The organism is Diaphorobacter sp. HDW4A (assembly GCF_011305995.1).
In the GTDB taxonomy this organism is placed as follows: domain Bacteria; phylum Pseudomonadota; class Gammaproteobacteria; order Burkholderiales; family Burkholderiaceae_C; genus Diaphorobacter_A.
In genome coordinates, this window is sequence record NZ_CP049910.1 from 914,336 (window position 1) to 940,487 (window position 26,152).

25 protein-coding genes are annotated in these 26,152 nt (G+C 61.5%); 6 read left to right on the forward strand and 19 right to left on the reverse strand.

The window, feature by feature from the left end; genetic code table 11:
- Nucleotides 1-46 precede the first annotated feature (46 nt).
- Nucleotides 47-1,417: a tRNA 5-hydroxyuridine modification protein YegQ gene (gene yegQ / locus G7047_RS04075; RefSeq protein ID WP_166301095.1), complete on the reverse strand. Its 1,371-nt coding sequence runs from the start codon at nt 1,415-1,417 to the stop codon at nt 47-49.
- A gap of 224 nt (nt 1,418-1,641) precedes the next feature.
- Here yegQ and G7047_RS04080 point away from each other — a divergent pair, with 224 nt between their 5' ends.
- Together G7047_RS04080 and G7047_RS04085 are read left to right on the forward strand one after the other, a co-directional pair.
- Nucleotides 1,642-2,397: a sulfite exporter TauE/SafE family protein gene (locus tag G7047_RS04080; RefSeq protein ID WP_240939365.1), complete on the forward strand. Its 756-nt coding sequence runs from the start codon at nt 1,642-1,644 to the stop codon at nt 2,395-2,397.
- 65 nt (nt 2,398-2,462) lie between these two features.
- On the forward strand, nt 2,463-2,924 hold the full coding sequence (locus tag G7047_RS04085; protein ID WP_166301098.1) for a CYTH domain-containing protein: 462 nt from the start codon (nt 2,463-2,465) through the stop codon (nt 2,922-2,924).
- Here the strand turns inward: G7047_RS04085 and G7047_RS04090 are convergent.
- From G7047_RS04090 to cyoA, 7 genes are read right to left on the reverse strand one after another with little or no spacing between them, the layout of a single operon-like run.
- A complete protein-coding gene (locus G7047_RS04090; protein WP_166301103.1) occupies nt 2,921-3,502 on the reverse strand; it encodes a response regulator transcription factor in 582 nt (193 codons plus the stop codon). The two genes, G7047_RS04085 and G7047_RS04090, sit on opposite strands and share 4 nt — an antisense overlap.
- The gene (locus G7047_RS04095) at nt 3,489-4,892 is read right to left on the reverse strand and encodes an ATP-binding protein (RefSeq protein WP_166301106.1); all 1,404 of its coding nucleotides are present in this window, start codon (nt 4,890-4,892) and stop codon (nt 3,489-3,491) included. Before G7047_RS04095 ends, G7047_RS04090 begins: the two co-directional genes overlap by 14 nt.
- A 39-nt stretch (nt 4,893-4,931) precedes the next feature.
- Nucleotides 4,932-5,735 (reverse strand): SURF1 family protein, encoded by an 804-nt coding sequence (locus tag G7047_RS04100; protein ID WP_240939366.1) that lies wholly within the window; start codon nt 5,733-5,735, stop codon nt 4,932-4,934.
- The gene (gene cyoD, locus G7047_RS04105; RefSeq protein ID WP_166301110.1) at nt 5,732-6,157 is read right to left on the reverse strand and encodes a cytochrome o ubiquinol oxidase subunit IV; all 426 of its coding nucleotides are present in this window, start codon (nt 6,155-6,157) and stop codon (nt 5,732-5,734) included. The genes G7047_RS04100 and cyoD overlap by 4 nt, the downstream gene beginning before the upstream one ends.
- Nucleotides 6,157-6,774 (reverse strand): cytochrome o ubiquinol oxidase subunit III, encoded by a 618-nt coding sequence (gene cyoC, locus G7047_RS04110; protein WP_166301114.1) that lies wholly within the window; start codon nt 6,772-6,774, stop codon nt 6,157-6,159. Before cyoC ends, cyoD begins: the two co-directional genes overlap by 1 nt.
- Nucleotides 6,767-8,785: a cytochrome o ubiquinol oxidase subunit I gene (gene cyoB / locus G7047_RS04115; protein WP_166301117.1), complete on the reverse strand. Its 2,019-nt coding sequence runs from the start codon at nt 8,783-8,785 to the stop codon at nt 6,767-6,769. The genes cyoC and cyoB overlap by 8 nt, the downstream gene beginning before the upstream one ends.
- A 24-nt stretch (nt 8,786-8,809) precedes the next feature.
- Nucleotides 8,810-9,856, reverse strand: a complete 1,047-nt coding sequence (gene cyoA / locus G7047_RS04120; RefSeq protein ID WP_166301120.1) for a ubiquinol oxidase subunit II — start codon at nt 9,854-9,856, stop codon at nt 8,810-8,812.
- A 337-nt stretch (nt 9,857-10,193) separates the two neighbouring features.
- Here cyoA and G7047_RS04125 point away from each other — a divergent pair, with 337 nt between their 5' ends.
- Nucleotides 10,194-11,528: an MFS transporter gene (locus G7047_RS04125; protein ID WP_166301123.1), complete on the forward strand. Its 1,335-nt coding sequence runs from the start codon at nt 10,194-10,196 to the stop codon at nt 11,526-11,528.
- A gap of 79 nt (nt 11,529-11,607) precedes the next feature.
- Here the strand turns inward: G7047_RS04125 and G7047_RS04130 are convergent, their stop codons facing one another.
- The 10 genes from G7047_RS04130 to G7047_RS04175 form a co-directional block, all read right to left on the reverse strand.
- Entirely contained in the window at nt 11,608-11,976 is a 369-nt protein-coding gene (locus G7047_RS04130; protein ID WP_240939367.1) for a PaaI family thioesterase, read from the reverse strand.
- Between the two features lie 569 nt (nt 11,977-12,545).
- Nucleotides 12,546-13,652: a cell envelope integrity protein TolA gene (tolA, locus tag G7047_RS04135; RefSeq protein WP_166301130.1), complete on the reverse strand. Its 1,107-nt coding sequence runs from the start codon at nt 13,650-13,652 to the stop codon at nt 12,546-12,548.
- A gap of 34 nt (nt 13,653-13,686) precedes the next feature.
- Nucleotides 13,687-14,115, reverse strand: coding sequence for an ExbD/TolR family protein (locus G7047_RS04140; RefSeq protein WP_166301134.1), 429 nt, complete (start codon nt 14,113-14,115; stop codon nt 13,687-13,689).
- Nucleotides 14,116-14,132: 17 nt separating this feature from the next.
- Complete coding sequence (gene tolQ, locus G7047_RS04145) at nt 14,133-14,834, reverse strand: protein TolQ (protein WP_166311872.1); 702 nt, start codon at nt 14,832-14,834, stop codon at nt 14,133-14,135.
- Nucleotides 14,828-15,250 (reverse strand): tol-pal system-associated acyl-CoA thioesterase, encoded by a 423-nt coding sequence (gene ybgC, locus G7047_RS04150; protein ID WP_166311871.1) that lies wholly within the window; start codon nt 15,248-15,250, stop codon nt 14,828-14,830. The genes tolQ and ybgC overlap by 7 nt, the downstream gene beginning before the upstream one ends.
- A 67-nt stretch (nt 15,251-15,317) precedes the next feature.
- Nucleotides 15,318-16,502, reverse strand: coding sequence for a pyridoxal phosphate-dependent aminotransferase (locus G7047_RS04155; protein ID WP_166301137.1), 1,185 nt, complete (start codon nt 16,500-16,502; stop codon nt 15,318-15,320).
- Between the two features lie 251 nt (nt 16,503-16,753).
- Nucleotides 16,754-17,290, reverse strand: coding sequence for a transcription antitermination factor NusB (gene nusB, locus G7047_RS04160; RefSeq protein ID WP_166301140.1), 537 nt, complete (start codon nt 17,288-17,290; stop codon nt 16,754-16,756).
- Nucleotides 17,287-17,799 carry a 6,7-dimethyl-8-ribityllumazine synthase gene (ribH, locus tag G7047_RS04165; RefSeq protein WP_166301143.1) on the reverse strand — a complete coding sequence of 171 codons (513 nt, stop codon included), beginning with the start codon at nt 17,797-17,799 and terminating at the stop codon, nt 17,287-17,289. The genes nusB and ribH overlap by 4 nt, the downstream gene beginning before the upstream one ends.
- A gap of 5 nt (nt 17,800-17,804) precedes the next feature.
- Complete coding sequence (ribBA, locus tag G7047_RS04170) at nt 17,805-18,926, reverse strand: bifunctional 3,4-dihydroxy-2-butanone-4-phosphate synthase/GTP cyclohydrolase II (RefSeq protein ID WP_166301146.1); 1,122 nt, start codon at nt 18,924-18,926, stop codon at nt 17,805-17,807.
- A 279-nt stretch (nt 18,927-19,205) separates the two neighbouring features.
- Nucleotides 19,206-19,505, reverse strand: a complete 300-nt coding sequence (locus G7047_RS04175) for a 2Fe-2S iron-sulfur cluster binding domain-containing protein (protein ID WP_166301149.1) — start codon at nt 19,503-19,505, stop codon at nt 19,206-19,208.
- Nucleotides 19,506-20,183: 678 nt separating this feature from the next.
- Here G7047_RS04175 and G7047_RS04180 point away from each other — a divergent pair.
- From G7047_RS04180 to G7047_RS04190, 3 genes are all read left to right on the forward strand, one after another.
- Nucleotides 20,184-21,101, forward strand: a complete 918-nt coding sequence (locus tag G7047_RS04180) for an SDR family NAD(P)-dependent oxidoreductase (RefSeq protein WP_166301152.1) — start codon at nt 20,184-20,186, stop codon at nt 21,099-21,101.
- Nucleotides 21,102-21,285: 184 nt separating this feature from the next.
- Nucleotides 21,286-22,821, forward strand: a complete 1,536-nt coding sequence (gene gshA, locus G7047_RS04185; RefSeq protein ID WP_166301155.1) for a glutamate--cysteine ligase — start codon at nt 21,286-21,288, stop codon at nt 22,819-22,821.
- A complete protein-coding gene (locus G7047_RS04190; RefSeq protein WP_240939368.1) occupies nt 22,818-25,085 on the forward strand; it encodes an FUSC family protein in 2,268 nt (755 codons plus the stop codon). Before gshA ends, G7047_RS04190 begins: the two co-directional genes overlap by 4 nt.
- Nucleotides 25,086-25,104: 19 nt before the next feature.
- Here the strand turns inward: G7047_RS04190 and G7047_RS04195 are convergent, their stop codons facing one another.
- A complete protein-coding gene (locus G7047_RS04195) occupies nt 25,105-26,145 on the reverse strand; it encodes a patatin-like phospholipase family protein (protein ID WP_166301158.1) in 1,041 nt (346 codons plus the stop codon).
- Nucleotides 26,146-26,152: the final 7 nt, after the last annotated feature.

A 26,152-nucleotide genomic window follows, 5' to 3' on the forward strand; every position in this document is an offset into this window, starting at 1 on the left:
AAGGCCCCGACATCAGGGCCTTTGTCAAATCAAAAATAGGGGAGGGTCAGGCGTTCAGCAGACGTGAGATCAGAGCGCCTTCGACAGGACCTTCGAGCGGAATGCGCACGCGGATCGGGTTGCCTTGCGCGACTTCGACGGGCTCGCCATCCATGTTGAACATCTTTTCCAGCTTCACTTGGCGGTTGCCTTGTGGGTGGATGATCTCCAGCGTATCGCCCACCTGGAAACGGTTCTTGGTTTCCACTTCGGCCAGGCCATCCGCATAACCACGCACCTCACCCACGAAGTGGCTGCGCTGCAGCACCGAGTGGCCGGTTTCGTAGTTCTGATAATCCTGCGACGGACGGCGTTCCATCAGACCGCCGGTGTAGCCGCGATTGGCGAGGCCTTCGAGTTCGGTGATCAGCTCGGGGTTGAACGGGCGACCGGCCACCGCGTCGTCGATCGCTCGGCGATACACCTGCGCAGTGCGTGCCACGTAGTACAGGCTTTTGGTGCGGCCTTCAATCTTGAGCGAGTCCACGCCGATCTTCACCAGGCGCTCCACGTGCTCCACGGCGCGCAGGTCCTTGGAGTTCATGATGTAGGTGCCATGCTCGTCTTCCATGATCGGCATGTTTTCGCCGGGGCGGCCCATTTCCTCGATCAGATAGACCTGATCGGCCTTGGGATGGCGCTCGCCGTTGCCGCACGTGCTGAATTGCGAATCGGCATCTTCGCGGGCTTTTTCAAAGCTGAAGCCGTTCTCCATCGTCTGCGCAAGCGCTTCGCCGGTGTTGGGGTCGACGGCGGCGTCGTGCGTCTTGTATTCCCAGCGGCAGGCATTGGTGCAAGTGCCTTGGTTTGGGTCGCGGCGGTTGAAGTAGCCCGAGAGCAGGCAGCGGCCCGAGTAGGCGATGCACAGCGCGCCGTGCACGAAGACTTCGATCTCCATGTCGGGGCATTCCTGGCGGATCTTCTCGATCTCGTCGAGGCTCAGCTCGCGCGACAGGATGATGCGCGAGACGCCGGCCTTCTGCCAGAACTTCACGGTTGCGTAATTGGTGGTGTTGGCCTGCACGGAGAGGTGAATCTCGGCCTCGGGCCACTTTTCCTTCACCATCATCATCAGGCCCGGGTCGGCCATGATGAACGCGTCGGGCTTGAGCTCCATGACGGGCGCCATGTCGCGGATGTAGGTGCGCACCTTGTCGTTGTGCGCGATCAGGTTGCTCGTGACGAAGAATTTCTTGCCCCGGGCATGCGCCTCCTGAATGCCCTGAGCGATCTGCTCGAGGCGGAATTCGTTGTTGCGGGCGCGCAGGCTGTAGCGTGGCTGGCCGGCGTAGATTGCGTCGGCGCCGAAGTCGTAGGCGGCGCGCATTTTGTCGAGCGAGCCGGCAGGCAGCAGCAGTTCGGGGGCTTTGAGAGTCATAGTCGCCATTTTCTCAGATACGGCAAGCAGCTTTCCTGCGGAGTGTTTTTCCGTGCGCGTCAGGTTGGAGGAGGCCTCCACTGAAACCATGTGCTGCTCTCTAGTGGGGCAGGTGAACCTTCGGTTTTTCCGGAGCGGCACCCGGCAGAACCGAATTGGCAGTGGCGTCCATGTTGCACACAATCTCGTCCATGTGATCGACATTGTGGGCGGAAGTGTTGTATATGAATGTATCTGAATGGAGTGCAGCGCTGCCTGTGTGGTTGCTGATGGCCATGGGCGTGTTCCTGTTGGCGGGGCTGGTCAAGGGCGTCGTGGGGCTGGGCCTGCCGACCGTCGCCATGGGACTGCTCGCCCTGCGCATGCCGCCGGCCGAAGCGGCGGCGCTGCTCGTGGTGCCTTCGCTGGTCACCAATCTTTGGCAGATGCAGCCGATGACATCCTTGCCCGCGTTGTTCAGGCGCATGGGGCCGATGCAATTGGGCATCTGTGCGGGAACAGCGGTGGGCGCTTTGCTGATCGGAGCACCTGCGGGCGCGTGGGCTACCGTGGCTTTGGGCATTGCGCTGATCGTTTACTCGGGCTGGGTTCTGCTCGGGGCGCAGTGGCGCGTCGCGGCAGGGCAGGAGGCATGGCTGGGCCCGGTGGTGGGCTCGGCGACAGGGCTTGTCACCTCGGCCACGGGCGTGTTTGTGGTGCCTGCAGTGCCCTATCTTCAATCACTGCAGATGCAGCGCGACGAGCTGATTCAGGCGATGGGCCTGTGCTTCACGGTGTCGACGCTCGCGCTCGCGGCGGGGCTGGCCTGGAATGGCAGTTTCAACACCGGCGATGTGGGCCGGTCGGCCTTGCTGCTGGTGCCCGCACTGCTGGGCATGCAGATGGGCACATGGCTGCGCTCGCGGCTGTCGCCGTTGTGGTTCAAGCGTTGTTTGATGATGGGATTGCTGCTGCTCGGCGTGTCGATGGTGGTTCGCTGAAGACAAAGCTGGCTTGATTCGTGGGTACAGTGGCGACTGTCATCGTGTCCCTTGCCGAATCCATCATGCCCACAGAAATCGAACGCAAATTCCTCGTCCGCGACCGCTCCATCGTGTCGGGGCTGACGGGTGTCCGTATGGCCCAAGGCTATCTCGCGGACAACGGCATGATCGTGCGGGTGCGCGTCGTGGGCGACAAGGGATTCCTCACGCTCAAGGGCAAGACCGTCGGCCTCTCGCGTGCCGAGTTTGAATACGAGATTCCGCTGGCGGATGCGCAAGTGCTCTTGGCCGATTTCGCCAGTCTGGGGCGCATCGAGAAAGTGCGCTACTACCTGCCTGTGAATGAACTGACGTTCGAGATTGACGTGTTCGAGCAGGAGCTTTCAGGCCTCGTCGTCGCGGAGGTGGAACTGCCGTCCGAAGACCATCCGGTGCCATCATTGACTTGGCTCGGCGACGATGTGAGCCACGATCCGCGATACCGCAATTCGGAGCTGGCGGTGAGCCGAACCGTACCGCGCTAGACGCGGCGCTTTTCCAGCTTGCGCGTAAGCGTTCGGCGGTGCATGCCCAAGCGACGCGCGGCCTCGGAGATGTTGAAGCCGGTCTCGGCCAGCACCTCGTGGATGCGCTCCCATTCGAGCGTCTTGATGGAACTGGAGCGGTTGGTCAGTTCGACCTCTTCATTGCCTTCGGTGTGGCCGAAGGCGGCCTCGATGTCGTCGGTGTTGGAGGGCTTGGCGAGGTAGTGGCAGGCTCCGAGCTTCACGGCCTCCACGGCGGTGGTGATGCTGGCGTAGCCCGTCAGAACGACGATCAGCATGTCTTCATCGTGCGCGTGCAGCTTGCGCACGCAGGTGAGGCCGGTGGCTTCTCCCTTGAGCTTCAGATCGACAACGGCATAGCCCGGATCGTGGGTTTCGAGCAGCTTTTCCATGTGCTCCAGGCTGTCGGTGTGCAGCACCTTGTAGCCACGGCGTTCGAACGAGCGAGCGAGGGTGCGGCCGAAGGCTTCATCGTCTTCGACGATCAGGAGCAGGCGCTGTTCTTCGTCCTGCGGATCGCCTGCGGGGTCCGGAATCGGGGCATCAATGTTCTGCATGGGACTGGCCAATCTCGGAAATTGTCTCTGTTCTCGTCTTTGTTTCTGTCTTCGGGGCAGAGCTCGTCTCGGGCAGGACGATGGACGCCAGCGGCAACGTGATCGTTACCACCGCGCCGCTGTCCGCGCGATTGCGTGCGTGGACGCTGCCACCCAATGTGCGGGCCACGTTCATCGAGAGGAACAGGCCCAGACCACCGCCCGGGCGGCCCTTGCTCGACACATAGGGCTTGCCGTACTGGGCGAGAATTTCCTTCGCAAACCCAGGACCGTCGTCGCAGACGGTGATGACCAGCGCTGTTTCGGTGCGCTCGGCGATCAGCGCCACCCAGTGCGGCGAGGCGTCCCGGGCATTGTCGAGCACGTTGAATACCATCTGCTCCAATGTGGCATCCGCCACCATCGGGCGGTCGTCGCCGAACTGGTTGTCGTAGACGAAGGTGTTCACGTAGCGGGTGCGGCTCCATTCGGCGGCGAGCGAGTCGAGAAAGCGGCAGACGGTGGTCTCGGTCGATGCCTCGCCGCGCGCCTCGCCTGCGGACATGAGAATGTCGCTCACGATCTTCTTGCAGCGCTGCACCTGCACCTGCATCTCGGCGATCTCTTCGAGCAGCATGGGGTTCTTTGCGAGCGCCGGCTCACGTTTCCAGTCGCCCAGAATCACGGCCATGGTGGACAGCGGTGTGCCCAGTTCATGCGCCGCGCCGGAGGCCAGCAGGCCCATGCGCACGACATGCTCCTCTTCGGTTGCGCGCTGGCGCGCTGCGGCCAGTCGTGCATCGCGCTGGCGCAGGGTGCGCGCGATGCGCGTGATGAACACGACGATCAACGTCGCGTTGAGCACAAAGCACACCAGCAGGCCAATGACATAGGGGCTTGCCAGTCCGCGAATCGGGTCGTGCGCGATGGGCAGGTTGATATGGTGGATGCTCAGCACAAAGAAGCACAGCGCCGTGACGACCACAATCGTCCAGATGTAGCCGCCGCGCAGCAGCATCGCGCCCACGGCGATCTGCAGCAGGTACAGGAAGACGAAGGGGTTGCTGGTGCCGCCGCTCAGGTAGAGCTGTACCGTGAGCACGGCAACGTCGACCAGCAGCGCAAGAAACAGCTCCACATTGCGCACGCCGCGCCCTGTGCGCCAGCGCAGCATGGTGACCACGTTGAAGGCCGCAAGGCAGGCCACCACCATCAGCATTTCCTGCACCGGCAACTGCAGGTTCATTGTGTAGTGGGCCACCTCGATGGTGAAGATCTGACCGACCACCGCAATCCAGCGCAGTTGAATCAGCAGGTGCAGATTTTTGAGACCAGCATGCGTCGCGGGCGAGCGCAGGGCTCGCGCGGGGATGCCGGTCGTGTCCACAATGCTGCCGCTGCTGGTGTTCATGAGGCAGGATTGTCGCCAAATCAAGCGTCGGCTGCCGAGTCAGGGCCTTGGCGCGTTTTTGTGCTCATGGCGCACCACCAGCCATGCCGCACCCAGCACCATGAGCGCGAGGCCATACCAAGTGAGGATGTAAACGGTGTGGCTGTTGTGGAACTTCACCACGGTCATTCCGCTGCGCGGCCAGGGACCCTGCATGGCGTTAGCCGGTGTGGGCGTGTCCGTATTCACATGGGCACCTTGTGGAATGCCCTGGTCGATGAAGAGGGGCTGCACATTGGCAAGGCCCTGTGCCTGCCCGATGGCGGCCACATCGCGGGAGTACCACTTGCCGTTGGCCGCATCGTTCTTGCGCAGGAATCCGCCATCCGGCTCGGCCGCGCGCAGCAGGCCTTCCACGCGGGCGTTGCCCTGTCCGGGCTCGGGCGGCTGGGCGGACGCGCGCTGGCCTTCGGGCACGAAGCCGCGATTGACGAGCACGACCTGGCCGCTTGCGGTCTCAAGCGGCGTGATGGTCCAGAAGCCTGCGCCGAGCTCGGTCAGTGCCTGTGTGAAAACGGTCTTGTCGGCGAGCCACTGGCCTTCGACGAAGACCGGCAGGTAGGCATGCTTCTCACCGATGTCGGCAACGGGCTCGGAGCGTAGCAGTTGCGAGACGGAAACCGGCGGTTGATGCAGCCTGGTTTCCACGCGTTCCATCAGATCGAGCTTCCACGCGCGGCGTTGCACCTGCCAGGTGCCGAGCGTGACGAAGCTAAAAAACAAGGCGATGCCCACAATCGTGAGAATCGCCTTGCTGATGGCAGAGCGCCTGCTGGCGCCCTGCGAGGTGACCGGGTTGGTCAAGGGGTGTGGTGTGCCGGAGCGGTCTGTGCCGGTGGTGCGTCCGGCATGACATGCTTGGGCATCATGTTGGTGTTCATGTGGAACATCACCCACAGCGTACCGGCGATGCCGATGGCCACGAAGATGATCGTGAAGATGGTGGACAGCATGGTCCAGCCGCCTTCGACCTTGCCGTTCATGTGCAGGAAGAAGATCATGTGGATCACGATTTGCACGACGGCGAAGCCGCCCAGCACCAGCACCGCAGTCTTCTTGTCGGTGATGATGTCGGCCATGACCAGCCAGAACGGGATCGCCGTCAGAATGATCGACAGGATGAAGCCCGTCATATAGCCCGAGAACGTGCTGTGCGGACCTTCGTCGTGGTGGTCGTGACCGTGGTCGTCATGATGATGACCAGCGTGATTGTGTGCTGCGCTCATCAAAGGGCTCCCATCAGATAAACGAATGTGAAAACACCGATCCAGACCACGTCCAAGAAGTGCCAGAACATCGACAGGCACATCAGGCGGCGGTTGTTGGCGGGGTTGATGCCGTGCTTGGAGAGCTGGATCATCAGCACGACGAGCCAGATCAGACCGAAGGTCACGTGCAGACCGTGGGTGCCCACCAAGGTGAAGAACGCCGAGGTGAACGCGCTGCGTGTCGGGCCCGCGCCTTCGTGGATGAAGTGCGAGAACTCGTACAGTTCCACGCCCAGGAACGCCAGACCGAACAGGCCGGTGATGGCGAGCCAGAACAGCGTGCCGCCCAGCTTGTTCTGCTGCTTTTGCAGCATGGCGAAGCCGAAGGTGATCGACGACAGCAGCAGGAAGGCCGTGTTGATGGCCACCAGCGGCAGGTCGAACAGTTCCTTGCCTGTGGGGCCGGCAGCATAGTTGTTGCCGAGCACGCCCCAGGTGGCGAACAGCGCTGCGAAGATCAGGCAGTCGCTCATCAGGTAGAGCCAGAAGCCCAGAGCGGTGCCGTTTTCCGGATGGGGTTCCTCGGCGAGGTGGTACTCGCGTGGACCGATGGCGTTGGTGTACGAATTAGACATGGCTTGCAGCGGCCTTAGCGAGTTCTTGCGTGCGCAGCTCTTCCGTCGCGGTCACTTCTGCCGCAGGGATGTAGTAGTCACGCTTGTAGTTGAACGTATGGATGATCGCGGCCAGTACCGTCAGGGCAAACGAAACGATCGCCAGCGGCCACATGTACCAGATCATCGCGAAGCCGAATACGGTGGCCAGGCCCGAGATCACTACGCCTGCGCCGGTGTTCGAAGGCATGTGAATGGACTTGAAACCTGTCAGCGGACGCTTGTAGCCGTGCTTCTTCATGTCGTGCCATGCGTCGATTTCATACACCACGGGTGTGAAAGCGAAGTTGTACTGTGGAGGAGGCGACGAAGTAGCCCATTCCAGCGTACGGCCACCCCACACGTCACCCGTTTCGTCACGCAGCTTGTCGCGTTGGAAGTAGCTCACGATCAGCTGGATGAAGAAGCAGCCAATGCCGGCGGCGATCAATGCTGCGCCGAGCGCGGCGATGACGAACCAGATCTGCAGCGAAGGATCTTCGAAGTGGTTGGCACGACGTGTCACGCCCATCAGACCGAGGATGTACAGCGGTGTGAAGGCGACCCAGAAGCCCACCAGCCAGAACCAGAACGAGGCCTTGCCCCAGAACTCGTTGAGACGGTAGCCGAATGCCTTGGGGTACCAGTAGTTGATGGCCGCGAACACGGCGAACACCACACCGCCGATGATTACGTTGTGGAAGTGGGCAATCAGGAACAGTGAGTTGTGCAGCACGAAGTCGGCTGGAGGAACGGCCAGCAGAACGCCGGTCATGCCGCCGATGGCGAAGGTCACCATGAAGCCGATGGTCCACAGCATGGGCACCGTGAAGCGGATGCGGCCACGGTACATCGTGAACAGCCAGTTGAAGATCTTGGCGCCCGTCGGGATCGAGATGATCATCGTCGTGATGCCGAAGAAGGTATTCACACTCGCCCCGGAACCCATCGTGAAGAAGTGGTGCAGCCACACGAGGTAGGACAGGATCGTGATACAGACCGTGGCGTAGACCATCGAGGTGTAGCCGAACAGACGCTTGCGCGAGAACGTGGCCACGATTTCCGAGAACACGCCGAAGCAAGGCAGGATCAGGATGTAGACCTCAGGGTGACCCCAGATCCAGATCAGGTTCACGTACAACATCGGGTTGCCGCCGAAGTCGTTCGAGAAGAAGTGGGTGCCGACATAGCGGTCCAGCGACATCAGAACGAGGGCTGCGGTCAGCACCGGGAACGAGGCAACGATCAGCGCGTTGGTGCACAGAGCAGTCCATGTGAAGACGGGCATCTTCATCAGGTTCATGCCGGGCGCGCGCATCTTGATGATGGTGACGATCAGGTTGATACCGGATAGCGTCGTCCCCACACCCGCGACCTGCAGGCCCCAGATGTAGTAGTCAAGACCCGTGCTGCCACTCTGGTGCCCCAGGTTGGAGAGCGCCAGCCAGCCGGAGGTGGAGAACTCGCCCAGGAACAGGGAGATCATCACCAGCACGGCACCACCAGTGGTCATCCAGAAGCTGAAGTTGTTGAGGAACGGGAACGACACGTCGCGTGCGCCGATCTGCAGAGGAACCAGATAGTTCATCAGACCGGTCACGAACGGCATCGCCACGAAGAAGATCATGATCACGCCGTGGGCGGTGAAGATCTGGTCGTAGTGATGAGGGGGCAGGTAGCCCATGTTGTCGCCGAAGGCCATGGCCTGCTGCAGACGCATCATCACCGCGTCGGAGAAACCGCGCACCAGCATCACGATGCCCAGGATCATGTACATGATGCCGATCTTCTTGTGGTCGATCGACGTGATCCAGTCTCTCCAGAGCGGGCCCCAGAGGCGGAACTTGGTGATGCCGGCCAGCATGACGAGGCCGCCAAGCATCACAGCAATGAAGGTAATGAGCACGATGGGCTCGTGCGTCATGGGAATCTGGTCCCATGTGATTCGTCCGAGCAGCCAGTGAGCTGCCGGGGTTGTTTGTTCAGACACCATTTGTTGAGTCTCTTCCAATCTTCATTACTGCACGACAGCGGCGGCTTGCGCACGCTGCGAGTCCAGCAGGGCGACAACGCTGTCGGCGTTCTGGACGGTGCATACGTCCTGCGGCAGGTTCAGGCCTGCGGCCTTGATGTAGGCCTCGCCACCCATTTCATCGATGGCCATCATGTGGTGCATGCACATCTTGCCTTCTTCGACACAACGGTTGAGAACCTTGTTGTACAGGCCATCAGCCACGCTGGCGAAGCGCTCCACGGGGTTGCGTTCGCTGGGCTGGACCAGGTTCAGGTAAGCGGCTGCGTCGAGCGGCTTGCCTTCGGACTTGGCCTGATCGACCCACTTGGCGAAGTCTTCGTCGGCCATGCCTTTGAACTTGAAGCTCATGCCGGCAAAGCCAGCGCCGCTGTAGTGCGACGACATGCCCTTGAACTCGCCCGCCTTGTTAATCACGGCGTTGAGCTCGGTCTGCATGCCGGGCATGGTGTAGATCATGCCGGCCAGATCAGGAACGTAGAACGCATTCATGGTGTTGGCCGAGGTCAGCTTGAAGTGGATCGGACGATCCACGGGCGCCGCCACTTCGTTCACCGTCGCAATGCCTTGCTCGGGGTAGAAGAACAGCCACTTCCAGTCCAGAGACACGACCTGGATTTCCAGCGGCTTGACGTTGGGATCGAGCGCCTTGGTGGCCGACACGCGGTCCAGCGGACGATAGGGATCAAGCTTGTGGGTGCTGATCCAGGTCAGCGCGCCGAGCGCGATGATGATCAGCAGTGGAACGGTCCAGATCACCAGCTCGAGGCTGGTGGAGTGGTGCCATTCGGGTTCGTAGCGCGCTTCGGTGTTGGACTGGCGGTACTTCCAGGCGAACAACAGCGTCAAAAAGATCACTGGAACAATGATGATGAGCATCAGCAACGTGGCTGTGATCACCAGTTGCCCCTGCTGAGCAGCGATATCACCGGCGGGATTGAGCACGACGGCCTTGCTGCAACCCGTGAGAAGGGCTGTCAAAGCTGCCGCGCCCAGCCATGCGGGGCTGCGGGTTTCCTTGGTTTTGGACATGTTTGGAATGGACAAAGTCGCGCGGCTCAGGGTTAGTCCCCTGAGTGTTAACGCGGATTACTGGACATCCGAGACTGTAAACCCGTTACCAAATATGTCGATTGGACAATTTGTCCAATATCAAGTGGGACAAGGACTTACAGGCGTTTTGTCACCACAAAAGAGCGAAAGGCTGACAAAGGTCTAGGGTTTCCCCTTCAAAAATGTCAGTGTTTGCGGACTTGTGGCGGCAATACCGCAGGTGTAGAACTGCGTCAGGCCTCACATTATCGCGGTGAGCACGAGTACCGCAACGAGGCCTGACAAAAATGTCAGATCTGGAGCAAGGAGCATTTCGATGAGCAGCGGTTCCGTAGCCTATTCCGTGCCACGCGTTGAAGACGCCAACTCTCTGTCGCGTGCGCACACGGACGAGGATGTCACTCCCAATGAGATCGCCGTCGGCGTGATCATCGGGCGTTCATCCGAATATTTCGACTTTTTCGTTTTCGGTATCGCCTGCGTTCTGGTTTTTCCGTTCACGTTGTTCCCGTTCATGTCGCGGCTGGACGGCACGTTGATGGCCTTCGCCATCTTCGCGCTGGCCTTCGTCGCGCGGCCCATCGGTACGGCCATTGGTATGGCGGTGCAGCGGCGCTGGGGACGAGGCACCAAGCTCTCGCTGTCCATGCTGGCGCTGGGTGTGTGCACGGTGGGTATGGCATTTTTGCCCACCTATGAATCGGTGGGCTCCACCGCCATCGTCGTGCTGATCGTGCTGCGCATCGGTCAGGGTCTGGCGCTCGGCGGCTCGTGGGACGGTCTGCCGTCGCTGCTGGCCATGGGCGTGCCCAAGGACAAGCGTGGCTGGTATTCGATGATCGGCCAACTCGGCGCGCCGCTCGGCTTCATCATCGCCGCCGCGCTGTTCTCCTATCTGTACAGCAGCATGCCGGTGAGCGAGTTTCTTGACTGGGGCTGGCGCTATCCGTTCTTTGTCGCCTTCGCGATCAACGTCGTGGCGCTGTTCGCCCGCCTGCGTCTGGTGGTCGGCCAGTCCTATGCCGACGCGCTGCAAGCCCGAGAGCTCGAGCCAGTCAGCGTGACCGAGGTGATGAGCAACCAGGGCAGCAACGTGCTGCTGGGCGCATTCGCCGCGCTGGCCAGCCTCGCGCTGTTCCATCTGGTGACGGTGTTCCCTCTGTCGTGGATCTCGATGTATTCCGAGCAGTCCATGGTCGACGTGCTGAACGTGCAGATGGTGGGGGCGGTGTTCGCTGCGGGTGCCATCGTGATCTCGGGCACGCTGGCCGACAAGGTGGGCCGCCGCAACCTGCTGGGCACCATGGCCCTGCTGATTGGCATCTTCAGTCTGGCAGCGCCGTTCCTGCTCAGCGCGGGTTCCACCGGCAATAACATCTTCATTCTGGCGGGCTTTATTCTGCTGGGCCTGTCCTACGGCCAGTCATCGGGCACCGTGACCAACAACTTCACCTCGCACTACCGCTACACCGGTGCCGCGCTGTCCAACGATCTGGCTTGGCTGATTGGCGCCGCATTTGCGCCGCTGGTGGCGCTGGGTCTGTCAGCCAAGTTCGGTCTGGTGGCCGTGTCCCTGTATCTGCTGTCGGCGGTGGTCTGCACGCTGGTGGCACTGCGTATCAACCGCATGCTGGAGCAGCGCGAAAACTGATTTGTGCAGCAAGCGAGCATCGAGACAAGGAGCGCCCAAGGGCGCTCTTTTTTTATTGTCGACCATCTTCCAACGGGGTTCAGCGCTTCACATTCACCACCGTGGCCTGCATCAGCGCCACTACTTTCTCCGTGCCGTTCTGCGCGATGGCGCGCACCTCGCCCGTGCAGACTGTCAGCATCTTTCCCGCGTTCTGCACCTTGCCGATGGCGATGAAGCGCTCGCCGATGGCCGGGCGCATCAGGTTGATCTTGAACTCGGCCGTGACGACTTCGTGGTCGGGCGGAGCTTTGGTGAGCGCTGCGTAGCCGCAAGCGCTGTCGAGCACGCTGGTGATGGCACCCGCATGCACATAGCCAAGTTGCTGCGTCACGGCTTTGGAGAAGGGGAGCTCGATGTGGACCAGACCGTCCTCCACCAGCACCACCGAAGCCCCCAACGTTGACATCAACCCCTGTTCCCCAAAACTCTGTTCGATTCTTTGTCTCATGTTTTCTTTCACTGCTATTGGTGTTTTGAGTGTAGTGGGTGTGGGTAGGTTCGGTTCGTTGGTCGTTTATGGGCGGCAATACAGCCCCTCATGCGTCGTTGCGAAGCCTTGCCGTATCAGCATACTGTCTGCGGCTTCGACGCCTAGCCTGAGGGGTTGTATTGCCGTTGGGGTGAGAGATCGAGCGCCCTGCGCGCTTCGGGGTTCTGCTGTTTGAATTCAAATTCAAATTCAAACTTCAACTGAATGCATCCAGAGCCTCAAGGTGCGCCAGCAGGTGCACCGGCACGAGCGTAGCGAAGTGCTGCAAGCACCTCTTAGTGGACCCCTAGCTCGCGGCGGTTGTCCGAACGGAGCGACGCAGTCGCGTAGTGAGTTCTGCCGCGTGACCCCGAATTCCAAGCGCGTTTTTGATTACTTTTTGAGCGCAAGCAAAAAGTGATTGCCCCGCCGGGGGCAGTCCCGGCCTCGGGAATCAACGCCCCAGCAGCTGTTGAAAAAACCGCGCACCTCAACTGACACGCCGATCAGTCGTTAGGCCTGAACCCGATGCTCAGCGAAGACGGCACCCGTCCATCCGTATCCTTGGGCAACGTATCGGTCTTCTCCAACGCACGGATCACAGCCTGATCCCAGGCCGGATTGCCGCTCGATTTGACAAGGCGAGTACCGACGATGGTGCCGTCCGGTGAAGCTCGCACCTCCACTTCGGCACGCGGGTTGCCGGTGATCGCATCAGGGAACGTGATGTTCGGACGCACCTTGGCCGCGACCTTGCCCGCGTAGCCTGCGGATGGGCCGCCTGAGCCCGAGCCGCTGCTGCTGCCACCAGGGCCTGCATTGTGTGTGGCGTTGCCAGTGGCGCTGGCGCCTCCGGTCGCTCCGGCCATGCCGGCCATGCGGCGCAGATTGGCTTCGCGCTGGGCATCGGCCGCCTTGGTGGCTGCGGCGTCGGACTTGCGCTTTTCCTCGGCAGCCTTCTTCTTGTCGGCTTCAGCCTTGGCTGCCTTTTCGGCTTTCTCGGCTTTTTCCTTCTTGTCCTTCTCGGCCTGTTCCTTTTTGTCCTTTTCGCGTTCGAGTTGCTCCTTGCGGTCCTTCTCGCGCTCGGCCTTTTCCTTTTCGATCTTGTCCTTTTTCTGTTGCTCCAGCTTGTCTTTCTTTTGTTGCTCGAGTTTTTCTTTCTTCTGCTCTTCGAGGCGCTCCTTGCGCTCCTCTTCCTTGCGCTCTTTCTCGAGCTGCAATTGCTGCTGTTTCTTCTTTTCCTTTTCCTCTTCTTCGCGCTTTTTCTTGCGCTCGAGCGCAATGTCGGCGTCGCGCGTGTCGGGCTGGACCTGTTGCCTTGGCGGCGGTGGAGGAGGTGGTGGGGGCGGCGGAGGCGGTGTCCGTTCAGGCTTCGGTTCAGGCTGCGGGCTGGGTGGTGGCGGTGGTTCCACCGCACGCGGTGCGGCCTGCTGAGGTAGCGCCGCCCATAGCTCCGCTTCCGATGCGGGCGCGTCGGAGCTCTTCTTCCAGCTGATGCCCCAGGTGAGCGCGCCAATCAGCACGGCATGGGCGAGTACGGCGAGGGCAACTGCGCGCATGCGTCCAGGTGGACGGGGCGGGGCAAATTGGTCGCGTTCTTTGAGAGATAGCATTCAGTGATTGGGCGGCTGGACCTTGTTTGATCGGTCAGTTGCCAGACGATTTCACGGTGAGTCCGACGCGTTCGACGCCTGCACGTTGCAGCGCGTCCATGGCCTTCATCACCGATTCATAGTTGACGGTCTTCTCGGCCGTAATCAGCACGGGTGTGCCTTCTTCCTGCTCTTTTTGCCAGGTGCGTGCGGCATTGCCGAGCGCCTGCAGCGACAGGCTGCGTTCGCTGCCGTCGGTCTTGAGTGTGATGCTGCCGTCCTTCTGGACGATGACCTGGCCGAAGGTCTTGGGCGTTTTCGCGCCCTTGCCGACCGAGGGCACGTTGACCGAGCTGGGCGTCATCATGGGTGCGGTGACCATGAAGATGATAAGCAGCACGAGCATCACGTCGATGAACGGAACCATGTTGATCTCGTTCATGGAGCGGCGGCGGGAGCCGCCTCGGGAAGCCATTACGGGCATAGCGTGTTCCCTTCGCTTCAGTGACCCGAAGACGTGCCGGGCTGGCCGCCCAGGTTGCGCTGCAGGATGTTGGAGAACTCTTCGATGAAGGTTTCCTGGTGGGTGGCGACGCGGTCGATGTCGCGTGCGAATCGGTTGTAGGCGATCACTGCGGGAATGGCCGCGAACAGACCGATGGCGGTGGCCACCAGCGCTTCGGCGATGCCTGGCGCGACGGTGGCGAGCGTGACCTGTTCCATGCCGGCAAAGCCGGTGAACGCGTGCATGATCCCCCAGACCGTGCCGAACAGACCGACATACGGGCTGACCGAGGCGACAGAGCCGAGGAAGGACAGGCTCGATTCGACCACATCCATCTCGCGCTGGAAGCTCGCGCGCATGGCGCGGCGTGCGCCGTCAAGCAGGGTGCCGGGATCGCTGATGCGGCGCTCGCGCAGCTTTTGGTATTCGCGCATGCCGCTGGCGAAGATGCGTTCCATCGGGCCGGCCTGCTTGGCGTTCTGCGCGGCGCTGGCGTAGAGATCGTTCAGGCTGTTGCCTGACCAGAACTCGCGCTCGAACTCTTCGTTGAGTGCCTTGACGCGTTTGAGCGCAAACAGCTTTCTGAAAATGGCTGCCCAGCTTGCGACGGAGACACCGAGCAGCAGGAGCATGACTATTTGAACCACCCAGCTGGCATTGAGCACCAGGCTCGCGATGGACATATCTTGATTCATGATGAGAGTTGTTCCAAAAGAGGGCCAGGAATTCGCGAAGGACGCATCGTGCCTGCATCCACCCAGCCGATGCGGATGGACGCTTCACACAAAAGTACGGGAGAGGTTGCCTGGTTCATCTGCGCTGACTTGAGAAGCGCCTTCTGTTCTATTGTTAACGAAGCTCTGCCCGTTTCGCTGACAGCGGCAGTAACAATCAGTTCATCGTCGAGCCGCGCGGGTCGGTGATAGCGCAGATCGGCTCCCGTTACGACAAACATTCCACCGGTTTGTTCCCGCATGTCGTGCTGGCCGAAACCGATGGAGCGCAGCCATTCGGTGCGGGCGCGTTCGAAGAATTTGAGGTAGTTGGCGTAGAAGACGATGCCACCGGCGTCAGTGTCTTCCCAGTAGATTCTGACGGGCCACTCGAATGCCATCGTTTCACCTTTGTTGTGGTTTGTCCTGTTCATTCGGAGTGGCCTCGTCGTTCTTTCAACTTCGCGTTCAGCCGATGAGCTGCTGGAGGCGGGCAATCGCCTCTTGCAACTGGGTCATTGAATTGGCGGTCGAAAAACGCACGAAGCGGCGGGTGTCGGCCGTGCCGAAATCGCGGCCCGGCGTGATTGCGAGATGTGAGCGTTTCATCACTTCGAGTGCGAAGTCCCAACTGCCATCGACGCCGATCTTCTGCGCGGCCTCGGTGCAGTCGGCCCAGGCGTAGAACGCGCCATCGGGCATGACGGGTACGGACAGACCGAGTGCGTTGAGCGCGGGGATGAAGTAGTCGCGGCGCGCCTTGAATTGCGCGCGGCGCTGTTCGTATTCGGCGATGCTGTCGGGTTCGAAGCAGGCGAGCGCGGCATGTTGCGAGATGGTGCTCGCGCAGATGAACAGGTTCTGCGCCATGCGCTCGATCACCGGCACCATGGCGTCGGGCACGACCATCCAGCCGAGGCGCCAGCCGGTCATGTTGAAGTACTTGCTGAAGCTGTTGATGCTGATGATGTCGTCATCAATGGCGAGCGCCGTCTGGCCGAAGGCGTCGTCGTACGACAAGCCGAGATAGATCTCGTCGATGATGGTAATGCCGCCGCGCTCCTTCACCACCTTGTGAATTTGGCGCAGCTCATCGGGTGCAATGGATGTGCCGGTCGGGTTCGATGGCGAGGCGAGCAGCACGCCGCGCGTCTTGTCGCCCCATGCGGCCTCGACTTTGGCGGCGCTCAACTGGTAGCGCTCTTCAGCGGTGGTGGGAATCAGCACCGCATTGCCATCGGCTGCACTCACAAAGTGGCGATTGCAGGGATAGCTCGGGTCGGGCATCAGAATCTCGTCGCCCTTTTCGATGAGCGCGAGGCAGGCCAGTTGCAGCGCGGCCGAAGCACCGGCCGTGACCACAATGCGGCGCGCAGGAACGTTCACGCCGAAGCGGGTGAGATACCACTCACTGATTTTCTCGCGCAGTGCTTCGAGGCCCAACGCATTCGTGTACTGGGTGATGCCAGCGCGCACCGCGCGATCTGCGGCTTCCTGGACCAATAGCGGGGCGGTGAAGTCAGGCTCGCCGATGTTCAGGAAGATCATCGGGTTGTTCGTGCCAGCGACTTCACGGGCGAGTTGCTGCGCGGCCTTGGCCACTTCCATCACGTAGAAAGGTTCAATACGTTCCGCGCGCTGTGAGAATTTCATTTCGCTGTTTTCGCTGTGTCTTGGGGTTAACGAAACCTTGTGGTTTCGATGGGCTGGTCGTTCAGGGGGGCGCCAATACAGCCCCTCATGCGTTGTTGCGAAGCCTTGCCGTACGAGAGTACTGTCTGCGGCTTCGATGCCTGGCCTGAGGGGCTGTCTTGGCGTCGGGGCTGAAGGTTCATGCGCCCGTTGCGCTTCTCAGGCCCGCTCCGGCTGGCGGGAGCGGGGGCTGTTGGCCTTCATTTGCGTGCTTATTCGCCGGATTCTTCTGTTGGTGCCTTTTGCTTGTCGGCTGTCACTTCGACTGGGCGCAGTTGCGGGGCGAGGCCGTTGAGCACGCCGTTCACATACTTGTGGCCGTCGGTGCCGCCGAATTCCTTGGCGAGTTCGATGCATTCGTTGAGGACGACGCGCCATGGCACATCCATGCAGTGTTGGAACTCATACACACCGATCCACATCACTCCGTGTTCGATGGGCGAGATTTCGGAGAGCTTGCGGTCGAGCTTGGGCTCGATGAGCTTGTCGAGGTCTTCGGCGGTGGTGATGCAGCCATGCAGCACGGCGTCGTAGTGTGCAATGTCGGCCTTGTTGAAGCCCGAGAGGTCACGCGTGAACAGGTCGATATCGTTGGCGTCGTTGCCGCTCACGATGTACTGGTACAGGGCCTGCAGCACGAACTCACGTGCGCGGCTGCGGCCCGATTTGGAGGCAGCCTTGCGCGCTCCAGTGCTGGTCATGCCCTTGCGCGGCTGGCGGGGAGGGCGGGGTGCGTTCAGGGCACTCATTCTGGTTGCTCTCCGTTCAGGATATCGATGAGTTCGTCTTCGGGAATCGCCAACTGGTTGACCAGCAGCGCCATTTCCACGGCCACGCGTGCGGCGTCGACACCCTTTTCGGTCTGGCGGGTGATGGCTTGTTCCATGTTCTCGGTGGTGAGAATGGCGTTGGCGATCGGCAGGTCGTAGTCGAGGCCAATGCGGGTCACGCCCGCGCCAGATTCGTTGGCCACCAGTTCGAAGTGGTAGGTTTCGCCGCGGATGATGCAGCCGAGTGCGATCAGTGCGTCGTATTCACCGCGATTGGCGAGCGTCTGCAGCGCCAGCGGCACTTCCAGCGCGCCGGGTACGGTGATGTGGTCGATGCTGTTGGCATCCACGCCGAGCTTGATCAGCTCTGCATGGCAGGCGTCGAACAGCGCGTTCGTGATGTCTTCATTGAAGCGGGCCTGAACGATGCCGATCGTCAGGCCTTCTCCGTCCAGGTTGATGTCGGAGCCTTTGTTTGCGCCTTGCATAATGTTCAGTCCTTGGGGATGTATCCGGTGATTTCGAGGTCGTAGCCCGCCATGCTGGGCATGCGACGCGGCTGGCCGAGCAACTGCATTTTCTTGACGCCCATTTCGCGCAGGATCTGCGCGCCCACGCCATAGCTGCGAAGGTCCATGCGGCCACGTTCGGGGGCGTGCGCCGAGCGCGCCTTGCCGTCGAATTGTTCGAGTAGTTGCTCACCGCTCTCGCCGCAGTTCAGCAGCACGGCCACGCCCTTGCCTTGGCTTGCGATGTAGTCGAGGCTGGGTTGCAGACCCCATGAGTGCATAGAGCGGTTGATCTCCAGTGAGTCCAGCACGGACAGCGGCTCGTGCACGCGCACAGGCACGGAGTCGTCGTCGCCCCATGACCCCATCACGAGTGCCAGGTGCACCGCGTTGCTGGTTTCTTCATGGAATGCATGTGCGGTAAAAGTGCCGAAGGCGGTTTCCAGCTCACGCGAGCTGACCTTCTGCACCAGTGATTCGTGGCGGCTGCGGTATTGAATGAGGTCGGCAATCGTGCCGATCTTGAGGCCGTGTTCGGCGGCGAACAGCTGCAGATCGGGCAGACGCGCCATCGTGCCGTCGTCCTTCATCACCTCGCAGATCACGGCAGAAGGCGAGCAGCCCGCCATCGCGGCCAAGTCGCAACCGGCTTCAGTGTGACCGGCGCGCATGAGCACGCCGCCATCCACAGCCTGCAGGGGAAAGATGTGACCTGGCTGCACCAGATCGGCGGCCTTGGCATGCTTGGCGACGGCCGCTTGCACGGTGCGCGAGCGGTCCGCGGCAGAGATGCCGGTGGTCACGCCTTCGGCGGCTTCAATGGAAACGGTGAAGGCGGTACCCATCTTGGTGCCGTTGCGTGCCACCATGGGCGGCAAGTTCAGCAGCTCGCAGCGTTCGCGCGAGAGCGTCAGGCAGATAAGGCCGCGACCGAACTTGGCCATGAAGTTGATGGCCTCGGGCGTCACATGGTCGGAGGCGAGCACCAAGTCGCCTTCGTTTTCGCGGTCTTCTTCATCCACCAGGATGACGATGCGGCCAGCGCGCATTTCGGCGACGATTTCTTCGACGGAGGAAACCGGCACGGGCTTGATGGGGGAATTCATGCGAAGCTTTCGATGGAGGCCGTGCGTCCTGCTGGGCACGGCAGTTCCCCAGCGGTCGGCCATGTGCTTCTTGCCAGCGAAACGATGTGTCGTTTCAGCGGATGTGGCAAAAAGGCCCGTTGCGGGCAGCCCCTAAAGAACATGCGATGCGGCCAGCGGGCCACCCGGTTGAGGGATTCCAAATCCCGAAGGACGCAATTTTAGTCCACTGCCGATGCTCTGCGCTGGCAGTGCGGCGAATGAAATCAGAGAGCAGCCCGGATTGCCTGCAGCAAGGCGTCAGATGGAGCTGGTTTCTATGTGCAGATCGGTCAGCGGATAGGCGCAGCAGGGCAGCACCCAGCCTTCGGTTTTTTCCTCTGGCGAGAGCCCGGGCCACTCGATTTCGTAGCGCACCTCGCCCTTGGTGAGAAAGCCGATGCAGGTGCGACAGGTACCGTTGCGGCAGGAGCTGGGCCAGTCTACGCCACCTTGCTCAAGCGAGGCGAGCAGCGGTTGATCGGGCCATGCGTCCACCTGTGTGCCGTCGTCACCCACTTTGGCGATGAAGAAGGGAGCGACGTTGGGGATGGAACTCATGGCGAACGATTGAAAGCAAGGCACGGAACCATCTATCTTAGCGCGTGGAAAATGGCTAGCACAAACAAAAGGGTTCAAAACCGCACAGGCACGCGCTGCCCATTTTTTGAGCGATGCAAGTGTGAGTATTTAAAATCAACGACTTGGCGCGATATTTTGGCGTTTATCCAGAGTTATCCCCATGATTGTCCAATGCGCTCAGGGATAACAATTTTTGCTTTTGCCCAAAAATTGAGCATTGGGATTGAAGTCCTTTGAAATCAAAGGGTTGGAGCCCCAATACAGGCCTTGTTCACGGTTATCCACAGGATTGTGCAGCGATTGCCTGAACAACCCGCTCGCCAGTCGCTTGGCAGGCGGGCGTGACAGGAAAATGAATTCGCGGGGCATGCCTAAAAAATGTGCGTCGGAATGTGACTTGTTGTAAATCAATGACTTACGCATCAAATACCCGTTATGTCCACAGTTATCCACATAGTTGTCCATCAAATCAAGGGATAACCCTAGGACTCAAGGCGGGCTGCGATCTGGCGCAAACCTGTAGCGAACGCGACTCCAAATCGTGGCTGCTGCGGCGATTGACGTACTAACATGCGTGCGGTTCGATGCGGGTTGGCCTTTTCCCCACACTCCGTGGCCGGGCGCAACTTGCACGCTAATTGATCGGGAGCAAAAAGTATGGCAATTCGCTTTGATGGCAAGGTGGCAATTGTGACCGGCGCGGGTGGCGGTCTGGGCAAGCAGCACGCGCTGGCGTTGGCCGCACGCGGCGCCAAGGTGCTGGTCAACGATCTGGGTGGGGCGGTGGACGGCAGCGGTGGATCGGTAGGCGCCGCTGAGGCCGTGGTGGCCGAGATCCGCGCCGCCGGTGGCGAGGCGATTGCCAATGGCGCGTCGGTGACTGATTTCGCCGCCGTGCAGGGCATGGTGCAACAGGCCATCAACACCTGGGGACGGGTGGACATCCTCGTGAACAACGCGGGCATCCTGCGCGACAAGTCGTTCGCGAAGATGGACATGGCGGACTTCCGTCTGGTTGTCGACGTCCATCTGATGGGCGCGGCCAACTGCTGCAAGGCCGTGTGGCCGTACATGATTGAGCAGAAGTACGGCCGTATCGTGATGACCACCTCGTCCACGGGACTGTACGGCAACTTCGGCCAAGCCAACTACGGCGCGGCCAAGCTGGCGCAGGTCGGGCTGATGCAGACGCTGGCCATCGAGGGCGTGAAGTATGGCATCCATGTGAATGCCCTCGCGCCCACGGCCCATACGCGCATGACCGAAGGCCTGATGCCCGAGCAGGTGCTGGACGCGCTCACGCCCGAATCGGTCGTGCCGGCGATGCTGGTGCTGGCCCACGAGAGCGCGCCCACACGCACCATCCTGCTAGCGGGTGCAGGCTCGTTCGAGGCCGCGCACATTACTATGACCGAGGGAATCCACTTGGGTGTGGGTGCCGACGTTCCGGAGAAGCTGGCCGAGCAACTCGCGACCGTCACGGATCGCCGTGGCGAGAAGGTCCCATCGGGCGGCATGGAGCAGGGAGCGCACGAATTCGAAAAGGCCATCGCCGCCGTAAGGAGTGGGCGCTGACGGACAAGCTGCCAGGTAGAAAGCGGGAAGTCATCCGGCAGGCTGCTTACCTCAATTTGAGGAATCATTGCAGCCCAAGGACGGTTTCCCCGATTCCGACAGGCGCTTGAGTCGGATTTCGGCAGGCAGTAGCACTCCGTGCTAAGTTCCACCCCCTCACATCAGTGATGGAAGCGCACACAGAATGACAAATACCTTGCAACAGCACATCGCCGCGCTCTCGAAGGAGCGCTTGGCGGGCATGCGTCGCGGCATTGAAAAAGAGGGGTTGAGGGCACTGCCCACTGGCGCTCTGGCATTGACACCGCATCCCAAGGGATTGGGGTCTGCCCTGACACATCCACATATCACCACCGACTACAGCGAGTCGCAGCTCGAGCTCATCACTGGCGTGCAGCCCACCGTGCAGGCTTGCCTGGACGAACTGGTCGAGGTGCACCAGTTCGTGCATCGCGAGCTGACTTCGCACTGTAATGATGAAACGCTGTGGGTCTCGAGCATGCCCTGCGTGCTGCCCACGGACGAGACGATTCCGCTTGGCCGCTATGGTCTGTCAAACTCGGGCCGCTCCAAGAGCGTCTACCGCATGGGGCTAGGCCATCGCTATGGTCGCCGCATGCAGACGATTTCGGGTATCCACTACAACTGGTCGCTGCCCGGTGTGACGAGCGAAGAGTACTTCAGCCTGATCCGCAATTTCCGCCGCCATGCGTTTGTGCTGCTGTATCTGTTCGGCGCATCGCCCGCGCTGTGTCCAAGCTTTGTTGAGGGTCGCGAGCATGCGCTCAAACCGCTGGGTGATGGCAAGCGCGCGCTGTATCTGCCGCATGCCACCTCGCTGCGCATGGGCCGTCTTGGCTATCAGAGCGATGCACAGGCCACGCTGGCTGTGAGCTACAACGGGCTGGAAGGCTATGCCAACTCGCTGCACGAGGCACTCACGCGTCCGTATCCTGCGTACGAGCAGATCGGTGTGCGCAACCCTGGTGGCGAATACAACCAGCTCGGCACCAGCCTGCTGCAGATCGAGAACGAGTTCTACGGCACCATACGCCCCAAGCGCACGACGAAGAGTGGCGAGCGTCCGTTGCACGCGCTGCGCGAGCGCGGCGTGGAGTATGTCGAGGTGCGCCTGATGGACCTCGACCCGTTTGAATCGGTTGGCATCAATGCCGACACCATGCGCGTGCTTGATGTGTTCCTGCTGCACTGTTTGTACTCCGACAGCCCGCCGGACACGCCCGAGGAAATCGCCCAGCTCAAGAACAACCAGCACATGACCGCAGAGCGAGGCCGCGAGCCTGGCCTGCAATTGGTGAAGAATGGCCAGAACATCGCGCTGGCCGACTGGGGCCGACAGGTGCTCGAAGAATGCCTGCCGATTGCTGCGACGCTCGATGCCGCTGAAGGCAGTGATGCACATGCCAAGGCGCTGCAGGCCGCGCTCAAGCTCTTCGACGCGCCCGACACCACACCGTCGGCCCATGTGCTGCGCGAACTGATTGCGCAGTACGACAGCAATTTCATCGCGTTCACTTCCGCGCATTCGCAGGCCGCACGCGATCAGCTCATGAATCGTCCGTGGACGCAGGAGCAGCAGCAGCGCTATGTGGCGATGAGCGACACATCCGTGGCCGCGCAACGCGCCATCGAAGACGCCGACGACATGCCCTTTGAAGCATGGCGCGAGCGCTACATGTCGGTGGAGCAGCTTGGATGAAGCTGCTGGCAGCGCGCATGTCTCGCGTTGCCCTTGAAGCGCACGCACGCGCGATTCTGCGCGTGCTGCTGAGCTACTACATGACCAACGGCTATGCCGTGGCGCTGGGCTATCTGCTGATCTCTGCAGGCGTGGGCCTTGTGCTCGGCACCGAGGCCGGTGCGGCTGCGGCGCTGGGCGCCGTGGTCGCCATCCCGCCCGACGTGGCCGGGCCGCGCAAGGGCAAGTTCCGCCAGATGATTCCCACGCCGATTCTCGGCGTGCCGCTGTTCTTTGCCGTGCAGATGCTGCACAGCTCGCCGCTGGAGCTGGGCATTCTCATCGTGGTCTGCACCTTCGTCGTGTTCTTGGGCATGGCTTGGGGAAAGAGGGGTGCGCCCATCGCTATTGCGCTGATGTTCGCGATGATCTTCTCGCTGGCCGTGCCGCCCAACGAAGAGGTCAAACGGCTGTCGGCGGCGCTCAGCGTGACCGGCTACTTTGCGCTCGGTGCGTTCCTGTATGTGCTCTATTCGTGCATCGTCCACCGCTGGCTCAATCCGCGCTACCGGGTGCTGCTGCTGGCGGACACGCTGCTGTCGCTGGCCGATCTGATGCGCCTGCAGGCAAGGCAATTCGGCGAGGACACGCCCGAGACGCGCAGCGAGGCAGCGGGCGGGCTCATCAGCCGCCTGCTCGCGCGGCAGGCGGCGCTGGCCGACCAGATCCAGTCCACGCGCGACGTGGTGTTCGAGTCGCCCGACACGCTGCCGCGCCAGCGCCTTGCGGCCATGCTGCTGCATGTGCTCGACATGCGCGACCACATGATCGCCGGGGCACTCGACCTCGACGCGCTCAAGCAGCACGCGGGTCATCACAGTGTGCTCGCGCAGATGCACGACATGCTGTTTCTGCTGGCCAAAGAGACCGACATGCTGGCCGATGCCATGCTGTTCGGCCGCAAGCCCGAGCGCCCCATGGACCATCGCGCGCAACTCGAGAGCCTGCGCTGGGCCGTGGACGAAGATGCGATGCAGAGCGATCCGAACCGTCTCATCACCTCGCGCAATCCGAGCCCCGATGCGCTGGTGCATTCATTGGCCGAGCGCATGGCCAATTTGAATGACGAGGTGCAGCGCCTGTTCGCCCTGGCGCGTGGCGAGGGCAAGCCCAATCTCGCTGCGGTGCGCACCAGTTGGCACTTGTTCGTGAGCCCTGTGGCCTGGTCGATCAAGCCGTTCTACACGCTGTGGAGCTGGGGCGCTCCGGCGCTCAGGCATGCGGTGCGCGCGGCGCTGGCCATCGCGACGGCTTATGTCATCTCGCTGCTGCTGCCCTGGGGCACGCACGAATACTGGATTTTTCTCACCATCGTTGTGGTGCTGCGCGGCTCGCTCGCGCAGACCTTGGAGCGGCGCAATCTGCGTGTGGGCGGCACCTTGCTGGGCTGCGTGCTAGCGCTGTCCATCCTGTCGTTGCATCCCGGCTATCTGGCGATGATTCTGTGCCTCACGGTGGCGCAGTCGGTGGCACACGGTTTGGCGCTGCGCATGTATCTCTACACGGCGGTGGCGGCCACCGTGCTGGGCCTGATCCAGTCGCACATGATTAGCGCGTCGTCGAGCACGGTGTTCGCGCTGTTCGAGCGCACGGTGGACACGCTGCTCGGCGCGGGCATCGCCTGGCTGTTCTCATACGTGTTGCCTTCGTGGGAGCGTTCGCAGATTCCCAACCTCGTGCGCCGCGTCGTCAAATCGCAGATCGACCATGCACGCACCGCGCTCGATCTGATCCAGCTCGACGCCGTGGACAACACGCCCGAGCTCAAATGGCGCCTCGCCCGCAAGGATGCGTACGACAGCCTCACCGCGCTGGTGCTGGCCGCCGAACGCTCGCTCAAAGAGCCGCGCGCCGTGCGTCCGCCGCTGCAGCCGCTCGAGCTGCTGCAGGCCCACGCCTACCAGATGCTCGCGCAGCTCACCGCCGTGAAGACCTTGCTGCTCATGCGCCGTGGCAACTTGAATCGTGAGCGTCTGGAGCAACCGCTCACCCGTGCCATGGAGCGCATCACCAATCTATTGAGCGGCAAGGAAATCATCATCGACACGATAGATGCGGATGAACCCGCAGAGCCGATCCGTGAGCCCACCTTTGCTCCCGGCCCTGAGCATGTCCCGCAGGGATGGGATGCCGATCTGATGCCGTGGTTCGAGCGGCGCCTGGAGCAGGCGATCCTGCTCGCCGCGCAGATTCGCAAGGATGCGGATCAGTTGCTGGCGAAATAGGGCGCAGCAACTGTTCTCGTCAGGGCTTCTCGCAAGCCCCGTCAAGCCCCACCATGCCAGAGAGCTTCTGCATGCTCGAACGGTCACTCATGCACTTCTGAAATCGAGCCTCGTCGGCCTGCTGCTGCGCCAGCTTCACCGCCTGCGCGCGCTGCGCCTGCAGCTCGGCCACGCGCTTGCGGATCTCGGGCATGGCGGCCACGGCGGCTTTTTCGCCTTCGACAATCGCGGTGGCGCGCTGGCCGAAATCGGCGGGGCCAATGTCCAGAACCTTGGGGCGGATCGTCACGTCCGCGCGTTCCAGTTCGGCAGCGCCGAGCTTCTGTCCCATGATTGCAATCGACTGGCCCAGCGCGCCCAGCATGTTGGTGGGCGTCGCGCCACGCGCCTTGTTCGAGATGTCGACTGCGATCACGATGTCGGCCCCCAACTTGCGCGCGGCATCCACCGGTACTGGGCTGGTGATGCCGCCGTCGACATAGTGGTACTTGCCGATGCTGACCGGCTGGAACACGCCCGGCACGCTGCTTGATGCGCGCACCGCCTGACCTGTGTTGCCGATGGCGAACACGGTGCGCTCACCATCCTCGAGCCTTGTCGCCACCGCCACAAACGGCTTGCCCAGCTTGTCGAGCGGCTTGTTGCGGACCTGCTCGTTCACATAGTCCTCGAGCTTTTGACCCTGCACCAGCCCACCGGAGGATAGCTGCAGATCGCGGATCTTCGCCTCGTCAAGTGCCACGGCTTTTTCCTGAAGCTCGAACGACGACATACCGCTCGCATACATAGCCCCCACCACGCTCCCCGCACTGGTGCCGGAAATCACGGCAGGCGTGAAGCCATTGGCCTCGAGCATCTTGATCACGCCGATGTGTGCAAACCCCTTGGCCGCGCCACCGCCGAGGGCGAGGCCGATCTTGATGGGTGGATGGGCAGCACCCGTCGAGCCCGTCGTCGGAGCAGTCGAGCCGGTTTTCTCGGGCGGATTGCTGCCGCAGGCGGTCAGGCCCAGAAGGACGAGGAGGGTGGCCGAACGGATGATTTTGTCTTTCAAAAGCATTTCACAG

Bases quoted from the DNA above. Each gene is read 5' to 3' on its own strand.
- G7047_RS04190 (WP_240939368.1), top strand. From the start codon at position 22,818: ATGAAGCTGCTGGCAGCGCGCATGTCTCGCGTTGCCCTTGAAGCGCAC.
- G7047_RS04140 (WP_166301134.1), bottom strand. From the start codon at position 14,115: ATGCCCGTAATGGCTTCCCGAGGCGGCTCCCGCCGCCGCTCCATGAAC.
- G7047_RS04125 (WP_166301123.1), top strand. From the start codon at position 10,194: ATGAGCAGCGGTTCCGTAGCCTATTCCGTGCCACGCGTTGAAGACGCC.
- cyoC (WP_166301114.1), bottom strand. From the start codon at position 6,774: ATGTCTAATTCGTACACCAACGCCATCGGTCCACGCGAGTACCACCTC.
- G7047_RS04130 (WP_240939367.1), bottom strand. From the start codon at position 11,976: ATGTCAACGTTGGGGGCTTCGGTGGTGCTGGTGGAGGACGGTCTGGTC.
- G7047_RS04180 (WP_166301152.1), top strand. From the start codon at position 20,184: ATGGCAATTCGCTTTGATGGCAAGGTGGCAATTGTGACCGGCGCGGGT.
- G7047_RS04195 (WP_166301158.1), bottom strand. From the start codon at position 26,145: ATGCTTTTGAAAGACAAAATCATCCGTTCGGCCACCCTCCTCGTCCTT.
- ribBA (WP_166301146.1), bottom strand. From the start codon at position 18,926: ATGAATTCCCCCATCAAGCCCGTGCCGGTTTCCTCCGTCGAAGAAATC.
- G7047_RS04155 (WP_166301137.1), bottom strand. From the start codon at position 16,502: ATGAAATTCTCACAGCGCGCGGAACGTATTGAACCTTTCTACGTGATG.
- ribH (WP_166301143.1), bottom strand. From the start codon at position 17,799: ATGCAAGGCGCAAACAAAGGCTCCGACATCAACCTGGACGGAGAAGGC.
- cyoA (WP_166301120.1), bottom strand. From the start codon at position 9,856: ATGTCCAAAACCAAGGAAACCCGCAGCCCCGCATGGCTGGGCGCGGCA.
- G7047_RS04175 (WP_166301149.1), bottom strand. From the start codon at position 19,505: ATGAGTTCCATCCCCAACGTCGCTCCCTTCTTCATCGCCAAAGTGGGT.
- ybgC (WP_166311871.1), bottom strand. From the start codon at position 15,250: ATGGCATTCGAGTGGCCCGTCAGAATCTACTGGGAAGACACTGACGCC.
- G7047_RS04085 (WP_166301098.1), top strand. From the start codon at position 2,463: ATGCCCACAGAAATCGAACGCAAATTCCTCGTCCGCGACCGCTCCATC.
- cyoD (WP_166301110.1), bottom strand. From the start codon at position 6,157: ATGAGCGCAGCACACAATCACGCTGGTCATCATCATGACGACCACGGT.
- G7047_RS04080 (WP_240939365.1), top strand. From the start codon at position 1,642: ATGAATGTATCTGAATGGAGTGCAGCGCTGCCTGTGTGGTTGCTGATG.
- gshA (WP_166301155.1), top strand. From the start codon at position 21,286: ATGACAAATACCTTGCAACAGCACATCGCCGCGCTCTCGAAGGAGCGC.
- nusB (WP_166301140.1), bottom strand. From the start codon at position 17,290: ATGAGTGCCCTGAACGCACCCCGCCCTCCCCGCCAGCCGCGCAAGGGC.
- G7047_RS04090 (WP_166301103.1), bottom strand. From the start codon at position 3,502: ATGCAGAACATTGATGCCCCGATTCCGGACCCCGCAGGCGATCCGCAG.
- tolA (WP_166301130.1), bottom strand. From the start codon at position 13,652: ATGCTATCTCTCAAAGAACGCGACCAATTTGCCCCGCCCCGTCCACCT.
- yegQ (WP_166301095.1), bottom strand. From the start codon at position 1,417: ATGACTCTCAAAGCCCCCGAACTGCTGCTGCCTGCCGGCTCGCTCGAC.
- G7047_RS04095 (WP_166301106.1), bottom strand. From the start codon at position 4,892: ATGAACACCAGCAGCGGCAGCATTGTGGACACGACCGGCATCCCCGCG.
- cyoB (WP_166301117.1), bottom strand. From the start codon at position 8,785: ATGGTGTCTGAACAAACAACCCCGGCAGCTCACTGGCTGCTCGGACGA.